The 13,846-nt window shown below is 40.9% G+C and carries 10 protein-coding genes and 2 rRNA genes (1 of these 12 running past the window's edge); all 12 read left to right on the forward strand.

Annotation, left to right across the window (positions count from 1 at the left end; all coding sequences use genetic code 11):
• Positions 1-14: 14 nt before the first annotated feature.
• On the forward strand, positions 15-1,604 hold the full coding sequence (locus tag IGL56_RS01035; protein WP_002356254.1) for a putative polysaccharide biosynthesis protein: 1,590 nt from the start codon (positions 15-17) through the stop codon (positions 1,602-1,604).
• Positions 1,605-1,618: 14 nt separating this feature from the next.
• Positions 1,619-1,882, forward strand: coding sequence for an RNA-binding S4 domain-containing protein (locus IGL56_RS01040; RefSeq protein WP_002356255.1), 264 nt, complete (start codon positions 1,619-1,621; stop codon positions 1,880-1,882).
• A gap of 254 nt (positions 1,883-2,136) precedes the next feature.
• Positions 2,137-2,616, forward strand: a complete 480-nt coding sequence (locus IGL56_RS01045) for an FtsB family cell division protein (protein WP_002356257.1) — start codon at positions 2,137-2,139, stop codon at positions 2,614-2,616.
• 44 nt (positions 2,617-2,660) lie between these two features.
• Positions 2,661-3,140: a S1 domain-containing RNA-binding protein gene (locus IGL56_RS01050; protein ID WP_002356258.1), complete on the forward strand. Its 480-nt coding sequence runs from the start codon at positions 2,661-2,663 to the stop codon at positions 3,138-3,140.
• A gap of 85 nt (positions 3,141-3,225) precedes the next feature.
• Positions 3,226-4,614 carry a tRNA lysidine(34) synthetase TilS gene (gene tilS / locus IGL56_RS01055; protein WP_002356259.1) on the forward strand — a complete coding sequence of 463 codons (1,389 nt, stop codon included), beginning with the start codon at positions 3,226-3,228 and terminating at the stop codon, positions 4,612-4,614.
• A gap of 18 nt (positions 4,615-4,632) precedes the next feature.
• Positions 4,633-5,178 (forward strand): hypoxanthine phosphoribosyltransferase, encoded by a 546-nt coding sequence (hpt, locus tag IGL56_RS01060; RefSeq protein WP_002356260.1) that lies wholly within the window; start codon positions 4,633-4,635, stop codon positions 5,176-5,178.
• A gap of 93 nt (positions 5,179-5,271) precedes the next feature.
• A complete protein-coding gene (gene ftsH, locus IGL56_RS01065) occupies positions 5,272-7,428 on the forward strand; it encodes an ATP-dependent zinc metalloprotease FtsH (protein ID WP_002364513.1) in 2,157 nt (718 codons plus the stop codon).
• A 161-nt stretch (positions 7,429-7,589) separates the two neighbouring features.
• Positions 7,590-8,486 (forward strand): Hsp33 family molecular chaperone HslO, encoded by an 897-nt coding sequence (gene hslO / locus IGL56_RS01070; protein ID WP_002359370.1) that lies wholly within the window; start codon positions 7,590-7,592, stop codon positions 8,484-8,486.
• Positions 8,487-8,497: 11 nt separating this feature from the next.
• Positions 8,498-9,496 (forward strand): tRNA dihydrouridine synthase DusB, encoded by a 999-nt coding sequence (dusB, locus tag IGL56_RS01075; protein WP_002356263.1) that lies wholly within the window; start codon positions 8,498-8,500, stop codon positions 9,494-9,496.
• A 93-nt stretch (positions 9,497-9,589) separates the two neighbouring features.
• The gene (gene lysS / locus IGL56_RS01080; RefSeq protein ID WP_002356264.1) at positions 9,590-11,086 is read left to right on the forward strand and encodes a lysine--tRNA ligase; all 1,497 of its coding nucleotides are present in this window, start codon (positions 9,590-9,592) and stop codon (positions 11,084-11,086) included.
• A 653-nt stretch (positions 11,087-11,739) separates the two neighbouring features.
• A 16S ribosomal RNA gene (locus IGL56_RS01085) occupies positions 11,740-13,300 on the forward strand.
• Positions 13,301-13,526: 226 nt separating this feature from the next.
• A 23S ribosomal RNA gene (locus IGL56_RS01090) occupies positions 13,527-13,846 on the forward strand (it continues 2,593 nt past the right edge of the window).
• The 16S and 23S rRNA genes sit together here, the layout of an rRNA operon.

The following is a 13,846-nucleotide window of genomic DNA, read 5'->3' on the forward strand; positions in this document are numbered from 1 at the left end:
AGGAGGCCTAGAAGATGGCACAAAAAGAAATGCAACGAATGATGCAAGGTGCCGTTGTGTTAACCATTGCTTCCTTCATTGCAAAAGTGTTGAGTGCGTTTTATCGCGTTCCTTTTCAGAACTTTGTAGGGGATGAAGGATTTTACGTGTATCAGCAAGTTTATCCAATCTATGGGATTGCGATGACATTAGCATTGTCAGGCTTACCGCAATTTATTTCCAAAATTGTTGCTGAACAACCAGATATTCGGAGTCAAAAACAAGTGTTGCGCCAACTATATCCCTATGTGTTATGGTTAGCGATTGCTTGTTGGGCCTTCTTTTTCTTTGGTAGTCAAGAAATTGCTATTAGTATGGGGGATGCTGCACTCCAACCATTAATGGAAGTTGTTTCCTTTACCTTTTTACTCGTTCCAATTCTTTCTTTCTATCGTGGGAATTTTCAAGGTCATTTGTTGATGGTGCCTAGTGGTATTTCACAGGTGATGGAACAGTTTGTGCGTGTCGGGGTTATTCTAGTAGCTGCGTTGTCCTATCATTACTTTGGTGGCTCCATTTACCAAACGGGGACGGTGGCCATGAGTGGTGCGTTGGCTGGCGGTATCTTAGCGGTACTTGTCTTATGGTACTACAATCGAAAAATTCTTAGTGGAAGTACGGAATACTTGCATCAATGGAAGATTATGCCTCAAACCACAGGACTATTTAAACGTTTAATGATTGAGGGTGGTTTGGTCTCTTTATATAGTGCTTTTCTGATTCTATTTCAATTAATTGATTCCTTTAAAGTAAAAAATGCCCTCATGCTTTTCGGGCTCTCTGATTTAGCTGCGAAAGTGGACAAAGGGGTTTATGATAGAGGACAACCACTAGTTCAATTAGGATTGGTAATTGCTTTAGCTTTAAGCTCGACCTTTTTACCAGGTTTGACAAAATATTTTATGAAAAAAGACCGTCAACAATTTTTACAAGTTGCAAAAATCTTTTTGCGCCTTACCACAACCTTGGCATCGGCGGCTTCGATTGGTCTAATGATGTTATTGCCGTACATGAACTTTACGCTTTTTAAAGATTATAAAGGCAACGATGTTTTAGGGGTGTATGTTTTATCCATCGCTTTTATGGCCATTATTCAGGCCTACCAAAGTATTGAACAAAGTCGCAATCGTTTTAAAGGTCCTTTAGTGGCAGCTGGTGTGGGCTTATTAGTGAAATTACTGACAACGGGCTTTTTCACCATTCGTTGGGGAACATTAGGTGCTAGTTGGTCTACCATCCTTGGGTTACTAGCGACGTTATTCGTTTTAGTCCGACAATCGGATGCAGCGATTAATTGTTTTGTTCGAGAACGAAACTTTTTGAAAAAACTGTTGCTTAGTTTAGCAATCATGATGCTGTCATTACTGGTCTATCAAGGAATTATCTCCATCTTGTTCCAAGGTGTGCATCACCGAAGTCAAGCGTTTTTCGTTACAGTTGTAGGTGTTGCAGTGGGTGGTACAGTTTTTATTAGCACCATCATTAAGTTAGAATTATTTACGATACGTGAATGGTTAAGTTTACCGTATGGCGCAAAAATTTTACGGATGAGACAAAAAAAATAAAAGAGGTGAATGTGATGCGGTTAGATAAATTTTTAAAAGTTTCTCGCATTATTAAAAGAAGAACAGTTGCCAAAGAAGTCGCTGATAAAGGTCGGATTCAAATCAACGGAGTCTTAGCCAAATCTTCTAGTACTGTGAAGATTGGTGACCTTGTCAAAATTCAATTTGGGAACAGAATTTTAGAAGTAGAAGTCCTGCAACTAAATGACTCTACGAAAAAAGAAGATGCCACAAAAATGTATGAAATAAAATCAGAAACACGTGTCTCTGAAGAATAAGCAGGTGAGGATGGAGCGCTTGGCAAGTTCATTGAAAAGATGAATATTCCAAGCGCTTCATCCTTTCAGCGTTTTAATGAAACAGACGCGCCGCTTTTGAAAAAAATTAATAAATCAACCGCTGTTATTTCAAAAGCAAAGAATATTTTAGAAAAAAGCTTGATTTTCTTTAACTTCTCTGAAATTAACATTAGACAAGGTTCTTAGATGTTGGTATAATAAAACGGACAATCCAAAGCGAGTGGAGCGAGACGATGGGAAAGAATGAAAAAAACTCGAAGAAAGTTGCGGCATTGGAAAATGACTACACGAAAGAACAGTATGTCGAATTCCAAAAACAACAGAAACAATTGATTTTTAGACGCAGACGCTTGGCAGCGATTTTTCTCGTGGCCTTCATTATTTTTGCCTTTTCTGGCATCCAATTGATGAAAGATTATCATCGCTTAGGTGCTTTCAAACAAGAACGAGCAGATGCAATTGCTGAATCCGTAGCAGTTGATAAGAAGGTCAAGGATCTAAAAAAAGACGTTGCTTTGTTAAAAGATGATGATTATGTGGCAAAATTAGCACGTAGCCGTTTCCTTCTCTCAAAAGAAGGCGAACAGATTTATCCCACACCAGAACAAATGAAAAAAACACAGACTTCTGGAGCGGAAGAAAGCAAGAGCAGTTCAGAAAAAAATAGTCAATCACAGTCTTCAACTGAAACAACTAAGTCTTCAGCTGAATAAACTGCAATTATAATTAGGGAAAAAATAGGAGGAACAATTTTTTTATGTCAATCGAAGTAGGAGCTAAATTGCCAGGAAAAGTGTCAGGGATTACTAACTTTGGTGCATTTATTGATTTAGGAGAAGGAAAAACTGGGTTAGTACACATCAGTGAAGTGTCTAATGGATTCGTTAAAGATATTCATGATGTATTAACAGTAGGTGACGAAGTAACAGTGAAAGTAACCTCAGTTGGTGACGACGGCAAAATTGGCTTATCGATCCGTAAAGCACAAGAGCCAGCAGAAGGGCAACAACCAAAACGTGAATTTCAACGTCGTGAAAACAATTATGAGAATCGTGACCGTAATCCACGCGCAGGGGGCAAAAAGCCTTTCAATAAACCACAAGCAAATAACAATAACAATAAACAAGATTTTGACTCATTGATGAGCTCTTTCTTGAAAGATAGTGATGACCGTTTATCTTCATTAAAACGTAATACTGAAGGCAAACGTGGCGGACGTGGCGGACGTCGCGGCTAAGCACAAACAAATAGGGGGACTGGGGATAACGAATGGGTTATTTCTCGGTTCCTCTTTTATTCTAAGGAAGAAAGAAGGGCGAACAATGTTTTGGCAGTTTTATAAACGAGGAAAAGAACAAGGATTTTGGCAACCGCATCAAACAATCGTGGTCGCCGTTTCTGGTGGTGTAGACTCCATGGCCCTTTTGACGTTAATGGAACAGGTGGCAGAAAAAGAACAATTACAATTGGTTATTGCACACGTCAATCATCAATTGCGAGAAGCGTCGGCACAGGAAGCGCAATATCTCGCTACCTATTGTCAGCAGCGAGAGCTGACGTATTATGAAACGCGTTGGGAAGACCCTGAAAAGCAACGGAATTTAGAAGCAAAAGCGCGCACATTTCGTTATGAATTTTTTAAAGAAGTCATGGAAATTGAAGGTGCGGCGGTCTTAATGACGGCACATCATCTAGACGATCAAGCGGAGACGATTTTAATGAAACTGATTCGAGGAACTAATTTTTCCCATTCCGCAGGCATTAAAGAGAGACGTCCTTTTGCGACAGGGGAATTGATTCGTCCGTTACTTATTTATCCAAAAGAAGAATTGTATCAATTTGCACAGCGCCAAGCATTCGTTTATTTTGAGGACGAAACGAACCAAACCAATGAATATTTGAGAAATCGGCTCCGTAATCAGGTTTTGCCGCTATTAAAGCAGGAAAATCCGCAATTCTTAGATCAGATTGCTTCTTTTAGTAATGAACAACGTTTTGCCCAAGAATTTATTCAAGAACAAATTGAGCCTCAATTATCTGAAGCCGTAGAACCGACCAAACAAGGATGGCGCATTCCTTTGAAGAGATTATTAAAAGAAACGCCTGCGTACCAGCACTTCTTTTTAACCGCGTTTTTCCAAAAAACATTAGTGCCGTTAGGGGTTTCGTTAAACCAACGCCAGATGACACAAATTTTAAAAGTTTTGAATGATGAACGCCAACCGCAAGGCTCGGTTATGTTAGAACAGCAATGGCAACTAGCTAAAAGTTATGATTGGCTGTGCTTAGAACAAAAACAGGTTGCACTGCGAGAAGAAGTTACACATTTATTAGTACCTGGCGCGGGGATTTATTTATCGGAAACCGAGTGGCTAGGATTAATTGCGACAGACAAACCGTTTCCTCTTCCTGAAGAGATTAATCAGTGGACGGGTCAGTTGTTAGCGATCCCGTTGACCACAGCCACACCTTTGACCGTTCGTCATCGCCAAAGTGGTGATCGGATTACATTAAAACCAGGGTTTACGAAAAAATTAAGCAGAGTTTTTATTGATCAAAAAGTGCCAAATGAAGCGAGAGAGAGTGCTTGGGTCATTACGGATGAGCAAGAGGAAATCATTTGGGTACCAAAATTTGCAAATTCCTATTTGAGTATTCCTTTAGAAACTGATAAAATACACTACAGACTCCTTTTTAAGACAAAGGAGTAATGCTGAAAGGAGCGCACTATGATAGAAAAAGATATTGAGAAAGTCCTAATCTCCAAAGAAGAAATTCTTGCGAAGTCTGCAGAGCTTGGCAAGCAACTGACAGAAGAATATCAAGGGAAAAATCCTTTAGTGGTCGGTATTTTAAAAGGTGCAGTACCATTTATGGCTGATTTGACTCGTGAAATCAATACTTATTTAGAATTGGACTTTATGGATGTATCTAGCTACGGCAACGCGACAGTTTCTTCAGGCGAAGTAAAAATTGTCAAAGACTTGGACACAAATGTCGAAGGTAGACATATTTTAATCGTAGAAGATATCATCGATAGTGGTCGTACATTAGCGTATTTAGTAGATTTGTTTAGATACCGTAAAGCTGCATCTGTGAAAATTGTTACCTTATTAGATAAACCAGAAGGCCGTGTGGTAGACATTAAAGCTGACTACGTAGGGTTTGATGTGCCCAATGAGTTTGTGGTCGGTTACGGATTAGACTATGCAGAAACGTACCGCAACTTGCCTTATATTGGCGTTTTAAAACCTGAAGTTTACGAATCAAATTAATATCTATCAAGGAATTAATTGTGTTACAATGTAAAGGTCAGGATTGATAAAAGAATAACATGAATTGTAATGATGAGCATAAGGAGGACAGGCATGAACAAAAAGAATAATGGCATGAAAAATGGTTTATACTACGTCTTAGTAGTACTTGCCATGGTCATGGTTGTCTATTTCATTTTTGGAAATAACAACCAACAATCGCCAGACATCGATTACTCAACCTTCCAACAACAATTGGAAGACGGAAAAGTCAAAGACATGACCATTCAACCAACCAATGGGGTTTACCGGATTGAAGGTCAGTATAAAGAAAAACAAGAAGTGAAAGACACAGGTGGTCTGTCATTGTGGGGCTCAACGCAAGCGTCGTCAAAAGGCTTCACAACAACCGTTTTACCTAGTGATACAACCTTAGCTGGCATTCAAGATGCGGCACAAAATAACAAGGTGAAGCTAGTTGTCAAAGAACAATCAACAAGTGGCGCTTGGTTGTCATTGTTGTTTAGTTTCTTACCATTAGTGATTATTTTCTTCTTCTTCTACATGATGATGAGCCAACAAGGCGGTGGCGGTGGCGGCGGTGGCCGTGTGATGAACTTCGGTAAATCAAAAGCCAAAGAAGCCGATAAAAAAGCTAACCGTGTCCGCTTCTCAGATGTAGCTGGTGCGGAAGAAGAAAAACAAGAATTAGTTGAAGTAGTGGAATTCTTAAAAGATCCACGTCGTTTCGCTGAATTAGGCGCACGGATTCCTGCGGGCGTACTATTAGAGGGACCTCCAGGGACTGGTAAAACGTTACTTGCTAAAGCTGTAGCAGGTGAAGCAGGTGTGCCATTTTACTCAATCTCAGGTTCAGATTTCGTTGAAATGTTTGTCGGGGTCGGTGCTAGCCGTGTCCGGGATTTATTTGAAACAGCGAAGAAAAACGCACCTGCGATTATCTTTATCGATGAAATCGATGCAGTTGGTCGTCAACGTGGTGCTGGTATGGGTGGCGGACACGACGAACGTGAACAAACCCTTAACCAATTATTAGTTGAGATGGATGGTTTTGATGGCAATGAAGGAGTTATCGTAATTGCTGCAACGAACCGTTCAGACGTGTTAGACCCAGCGTTGTTACGTCCAGGTCGTTTTGACCGCCAAATCTTGGTAGGACGTCCAGATGTCAAAGGTCGTGAAGCGATTTTACGTGTTCATGCGAAAAACAAACCGTTAGCTGATGACGTTGATTTGAAAGTTGTTGCACAACAAACACCAGGTTTTGCTGGTGCTGATTTAGAAAATGTCTTAAACGAAGCAGCCTTAGTTGCCGCTCGTCGTAACAAGAAAAAAATTGATGCTTCTGATGTGGATGAAGCCGAAGACCGCGTAATTGCTGGTCCAGCTAAAAAAGATCGCGTGATTAATAAAAAAGAACGCGAAATGGTGGCTTACCATGAAGCGGGACACACAATCGTTGGTTTAGTCTTAAGCCGTGCCCGTGTTGTCCATAAAGTAACAATTATCCCTCGTGGTCGCGCAGGCGGTTATATGATTGCTTTACCAAAAGAAGATCAATTCTTAATGACTAAAGAAGATATGTTTGAACAAATCGTTGGCTTACTTGGTGGACGTACAGCAGAAGAAATTATCTTTGGCGTTCAATCAACAGGGGCTTCAAATGACTTTGAACAAGCAACAGGGATTGCCCGTAGCATGGTAACTGAATATGGAATGAGCGACAAATTAGGACCTGTTCAATATGAAGGAAACCATCAAGTCTTTGTCGGTCGTGATTATGGTCAAACAAAAGCTTACTCAGAACAAGTGGCGTTTGAAATCGATCAGGAAGTTCGTCGTATCTTAATGGATGCTCATACGAAAGCGCATGAAATTATCGAAGCGCACCGTGAACAACATAAACTAATCGCTGAAAAACTATTAGAATATGAAACATTAGATGCAAAAGCAATCAAATCATTATTTGAAACAGGTAAAATGCCTGAAGGTACTGACAGCGACTATCCTAGTGAAAAAGAAGCGCAAACATTCGAAGAAGCAAAACGTGCTTTAGAAGAAAAAGAAGCGCAAAAACAAGTTGAAGAAAAGCAAGACTTTGAAGAAGCGAAAAAAGAATTACATGATGAAGCAGAAGAAGTCAAAGTAGAAAGCGAACAAACAGAAAAAGAAGTCCAATCTGAAGAGAAAAAAGATTCAGATTCCAATTCTGAATATGATCGCAATAACTACGAAGATCGTTATAAATAACCAATTAGTAGAAGGTGCAGTATTTGTCGAGTTGACGAATACTGCACCTTCTATAATATTAAGATATTCTATAGAAGGAAGATTATTTGGTTGAAAAAACACCTGATTCCTAGTATTATCTGACTAATGGACAAAAAAGCACCAAGAGAAGAGGAAAAAGAATGGAAGATTATTTGGTAAAAGCCCTTTGTTATAAAGGTTCAATTCGAGCATATGCCATCAGTGCCACTGAAACTGTTAGCGAAGCGCAAAGAAGACATGATACATGGAGTTCTTCTACCGCAGCGTTAGGGCGCACATTGATTGGAGCCCTTTTACTAGGAGCGACTTTAAAAGGTGACGATAAATTAACTGTAAAAGTACAAGGAAATGGCCCAGCTGGCGCTATTATTGTCGATAGTAATGGCCGTGGAGAAACAAAAGGCTACATTAAAAATCCACATGTCAGCTTAAAGTTGAATGCAACAGGTAAAATTGATGTACGTGGCGCTGTCGGTAACGAAGGGATTTTCACAGTCATTAAAGATTTAGGATTAAAAGAAACCTTTTCTGGACAAACACCTATTGTTTCTGGTGAAATCGGTGAAGACTTTACATATTTTATGGCGGTCTCTGAACAAGTTCCTTCAGCTATCGGTTTAGGTGTATTGGTGGACACGGATGAATCTGTGAAAGCAGCCGGTGGTTTTATGATTCAAGTAATGCCAGGTGCCGATGAAAGTACCATTGATTTTATTGAACAGCGTCTAGCGGAAGTGCCACCAATTTCACAATTACTAGAAAATGGAGAAACACCTGAACAAGTCTTGTATCGCTTGTTGGGAGAAGACGAAGTAGAAATTTTAGAAAAAATGCCTGTACAATTTAAATGTGACTGTTCCAAAGAAAAATTTGCGACCGCTTTGATTGCTGTTGGGATCGATGAATTAAATGCGATGATCGATGAAGATCATGGAGCAGAAGCAGTTTGTCAATTCTGTAACAATAAATATCACTATAGTGAAGAAGAATTAATTGAACTTCGCGATGAAGCGATTCGCAATACGAAACAAAAGTAGGAGGAAAGACTATGTGGAAAATTGGAGACGTTGAAATCCCCAACCGTGTTGTCGTAGCTCCGATGGCGGGTATTAGTAACGCCGCTTTTCGTGTGACTGTAAAAGAATTTGGCGCAGGATTAGTCGTTTGTGAAATGATTAGTGACAAAGGAATTAAATTAAGAAACAAAAAAACCTTAGAAATGCTATATATTGATGAGCGAGAATATCCTTTAAGTGTACAAATTTTTGGTGGAGATAAAGAAACATTAGTGGAAGCTGCTAAGTTTGTGGAAGAAAATACGCAAGCGGCGATTATTGATATTAACATGGGTTGCCCTGTCAATAAAATAATTAAAGCTGAAGCTGGTGCGAAATGGTTGCTGGATCCGAATAAAGTGCATGAGATGGTTCACGCAGTCTCTTCGGCAGTTTCTTTGCCTGTCACTGTAAAAATGCGAACAGGCTGGGATGAAGATCATCTATATGCTGTAGACAACGCTTTGGCTGCCGAACAAGCAGGCGCTTCGGCAATTGCTATGCATGGTCGGACACGTGTCCAAATGTACGAAGGGACAGCCAACTGGGACGTTTTAAAGGAAGTGAAAAAGCATTTAACCATTCCTTTTATGGGAAATGGAGATGTCAAAACGCCTGAAGATGCTAAACGCATGTTAGAATATGTTGGAGCGGATGGTGTGATGATTGGTCGAGCTGCTTTGGGCAATCCTTGGATGATTCAACGGACGAAAGAATACTTGGAAACGGGCGAATTGATGCCTGAGCCTTCACCAGCTGAAAAAATTAACATTGCAAAAGTTCATTTACAACGATTAGTGGATTTAAAAGGTGAAAAAATTGCGGTCCGTGAGTTTCGCCAACATGCTTCTTACTATCTAAAAGGAATTTCGCGAGCAGCCAAAGTGAAAGTTGCGATTAACCAAGTTGAAACACAACAAGCAGTTGTCGATTTACTTGATGCCTTTGTAGAGAAGATTTCCAAAGTTGCTGTAACTACTATAGAAGAATAAAAAATTCAAGCCGAAAGTAAAATTCGGCTTGCTTTTTTTCGAATTACTGTGGCATTATTAGGATAGGTTAAAATCAAGAATGGAGGAACAACAGTGGCAGAAGAACAACAAGCGCATTTAGAGGATTTAAATGATCAAATGCTCGTGCGCCGCGAAAAAATGGAAGCTTTACGTGAAGAAGGGATTGATCCTTTCGGTAAACGTTTCGATCGCACTCATAATTCAGCAGAACTTCATGAACAATATGATAATCATACAAAAGAAGAACTTAGTGAAATGAATACAGAAGTCAGCGTTGCTGGACGTATGATGACAAAACGTGGTAAAGGAAAAGCTGGTTTCGCCCATTTGCAAGACCGTGAAGGCCAAATTCAAATTTATGTTCGGAAGGACCAAGTTGGAGACGAAGCCTATGAACTATTTAAACATGCTGACTTAGGCGACTTCTTTGGTGTGACAGGTCAAATAATGAAAACCAATACGGGGGAAGTTACTGTTAAAGCTCAAACAATTACGTTATTAACTAAAGCTTTGCGTCCATTGCCAGATAAATACCATGGATTAACGAATGTGGAACAACGTTATCGTCAACGCTATTTGGATTTAATCAGTAACAAAGAAAGCTTTGATCGTTTCATGAAACGCAGTCAAATTATTAGCGAAATCCGTCGTTATCTAGATGGCAATGGCTATGTCGAAGTAGAAACGCCTGTCTTGCATAACGAAGCAGGAGGAGCTGCTGCTCGTCCATTTATCACACACCATAATGCATTAGATATGGACTTATACTTACGCATTGCCCTAGAGTTACATTTAAAACGTTTAATTGTCGGTGGCATGGAAAAAGTATATGAAATTGGTCGTGTCTTCCGTAATGAAGGAATCGATACCACTCATAACCCAGAATTTACAATGCTAGAAGCTTATACCGCTTATACTGATTATCAAGATGTGATGGATTTAACAGAGGGAATTATTCGTAATGCTGCGGAAAAAGTCTTAGGAACTACTGATATCACGTACGATGGTCAAGCGGTTGACTTAGGAAGTCCTTTCAAACGTCTACACATGGTAGATGCGGTCAAAGAACAAACGGGCGTAGATTTTTGGCAAGAGATGACGATAGAAGAAGCCCGTGCGTTGGCTAAAGAACATAATGTTGAAATTACAGATGCCATGACAGTCGGTCATATCATTAATGAATTTTTCGAAACATTTGTAGAAGATACGTTGCAACAACCAACATTTATTTATGGTCACCCAGTAGCTGTTTCACCATTAGCGAAGAAAAATCCAGAAGATGGTCGTTTCACTGACCGCTTTGAACTGTTTATTATCGGAAAAGAGTTTGCTAATGCATTTACAGAATTAAATGATCCAATTGACCAACGTGAACGTTTTGAAGAACAAGAAAAAGAACGGGAACAAGGAAATGATGAAGCACACGGAGTAGATGAAGATTTCATCGAAGCCTTAGAATATGGCTTACCACCAACCGGAGGATTAGGTATTGGGATTGATCGACTAGTTATGTTATTAACTGATGCACAATCAATTCGTGATGTCTTGCTATTCCCAACAATGAGATAAAAAAAGATGCCTTAAGGGCATCTTTTTTTTGTATTCGCAAAAAATTAAATAAAAAAAGAATAGAAAAACAATTGAAACCAATTCTTTTTTTCTAAAAAAATCGAAGATGGGTAATAAAAAGAATGGGTAATCTGATAAAAAAACGAACTTTATCTAATCGGATAAGAAAGAATAATCGGTATTGAAAAAAAGTTTAAAAAAAGTGAAAATAATGATTGACCAATGCTTGAAATCTTGGTATATTATTACATGTCGCAAGGCGAGTCACACAGCTGAGCGATTCAGAAATCAATAATTAAATAACAATTCTTGATTTCAAATCTCTCGAAAAAAGTTTGAAAAAACAACAAAAAAGTTGTTGACAAATAACAAGCGAGATGATAAGATATAGAAGTTGTCACAACAGACAACAACAACCGAGCAAAACAACTTAAAAAAACTTTTTTAAAAAAGTTCTTGACATCCAAACGAAAGTTTGTTATGATATAAAAGTTGCTGCGAGGTAACGTAGACCTTTGAAAACTGAACAAAGAATAGACGAACCAAATGTGTAGGGCGTCTTGATTCAATTCAAGACAACAAACATTTTTAACAAGCAAGCAATATGCTAGCAAACAAATTGAGCTTAACAATCGTAAGATTGTTCTAACTTTTATTATGAGAGTTTGATCCTGGCTCAGGACGAACGCTGGCGGCGTGCCTAATACATGCAAGTCGAACGCTTCTTTCCTCCCGAGTGCTTGCACTCAATTGGAAAGAGGAGTGGCGGACGGGTGAGTAACACGTGGGTAACCTACCCATCAGAGGGGGATAACACTTGGAAACAGGTGCTAATACCGCATAACAGTTTATGCCGCATGGCATAAGAGTGAAAGGCGCTTTCGGGTGTCGCTGATGGATGGACCCGCGGTGCATTAGCTAGTTGGTGAGGTAACGGCTCACCAAGGCCACGATGCATAGCCGACCTGAGAGGGTGATCGGCCACACTGGGACTGAGACACGGCCCAGACTCCTACGGGAGGCAGCAGTAGGGAATCTTCGGCAATGGACGAAAGTCTGACCGAGCAACGCCGCGTGAGTGAAGAAGGTTTTCGGATCGTAAAACTCTGTTGTTAGAGAAGAACAAGGACGTTAGTAACTGAACGTCCCCTGACGGTATCTAACCAGAAAGCCACGGCTAACTACGTGCCAGCAGCCGCGGTAATACGTAGGTGGCAAGCGTTGTCCGGATTTATTGGGCGTAAAGCGAGCGCAGGCGGTTTCTTAAGTCTGATGTGAAAGCCCCCGGCTCAACCGGGGAGGGTCATTGGAAACTGGGAGACTTGAGTGCAGAAGAGGAGAGTGGAATTCCATGTGTAGCGGTGAAATGCGTAGATATATGGAGGAACACCAGTGGCGAAGGCGGCTCTCTGGTCTGTAACTGACGCTGAGGCTCGAAAGCGTGGGGAGCAAACAGGATTAGATACCCTGGTAGTCCACGCCGTAAACGATGAGTGCTAAGTGTTGGAGGGTTTCCGCCCTTCAGTGCTGCAGCAAACGCATTAAGCACTCCGCCTGGGGAGTACGACCGCAAGGTTGAAACTCAAAGGAATTGACGGGGGCCCGCACAAGCGGTGGAGCATGTGGTTTAATTCGAAGCAACGCGAAGAACCTTACCAGGTCTTGACATCCTTTGACCACTCTAGAGATAGAGCTTTCCCTTCGGGGACAAAGTGACAGGTGGTGCATGGTTGTCGTCAGCTCGTGTCGTGAGATGTTGGGTTAAGTCCCGCAACGAGCGCAACCCTTATTGTTAGTTGCCATCATTTAGTTGGGCACTCTAGCGAGACTGCCGGTGACAAACCGGAGGAAGGTGGGGATGACGTCAAATCATCATGCCCCTTATGACCTGGGCTACACACGTGCTACAATGGGAAGTACAACGAGTCGCTAGACCGCGAGGTCATGCAAATCTCTTAAAGCTTCTCTCAGTTCGGATTGCAGGCTGCAACTCGCCTGCATGAAGCCGGAATCGCTAGTAATCGCGGATCAGCACGCCGCGGTGAATACGTTCCCGGGCCTTGTACACACCGCCCGTCACACCACGAGAGTTTGTAACACCCGAAGTCGGTGAGGTAACCTTTTTGGAGCCAGCCGCCTAAGGTGGGATAGATGATTGGGGTGAAGTCGTAACAAGGTAGCCGTATCGGAAGGTGCGGCTGGATCACCTCCTTTCTAAGGAATATTACGGAAATACACATTTCGTCTTTACTTTGTTCAGTTTTGAGAGGTCTACTCTCAAAACATTCGTTCATTGAAAACTGGATATTGAAGTAAAAAGAATCAAAACAAACCGAGAACACCGCGTTGAATGAGTTTTTTAATAAGTTCAATTGCTTATTTATTGATTAACCTTCTATCGCTAGAAGAAGTGATCAAGACCCAACCGTAAGGTTGATAAGGTTAAGTGAATAAGGGCGCACGGTGGATGCCTTGGCACTAGGAGCCGATGAAGGACGGGACTAACACCGATATGCTTTGGGGAGCTGTAAGTAAGCTATGATCCAGAGATTTCCGAATGGGGGAACCCAATATCTTTTATAGGATATTACTTTTCAGTGAATACATAGCTGATTAGAGGTAGACGCAGAGAACTGAAACATCTTAGTACCTGCAGGAAGAGAAAGAAAATTCGATTCCCTGAGTAGCGGCGAGCGAAACGGGAAGAGCCCAAACCAACAAGCTTGCTTGTTGGGGTTGTAGGACTCCGATATGGTAGTC

The sequence above is a fragment of the Enterococcus sp. DIV1316a genome (genome assembly GCF_050536915.1).
GTDB classification, from domain to species: Bacteria; Bacillota; Bacilli; order Lactobacillales; family Enterococcaceae; genus Enterococcus; species Enterococcus faecalis.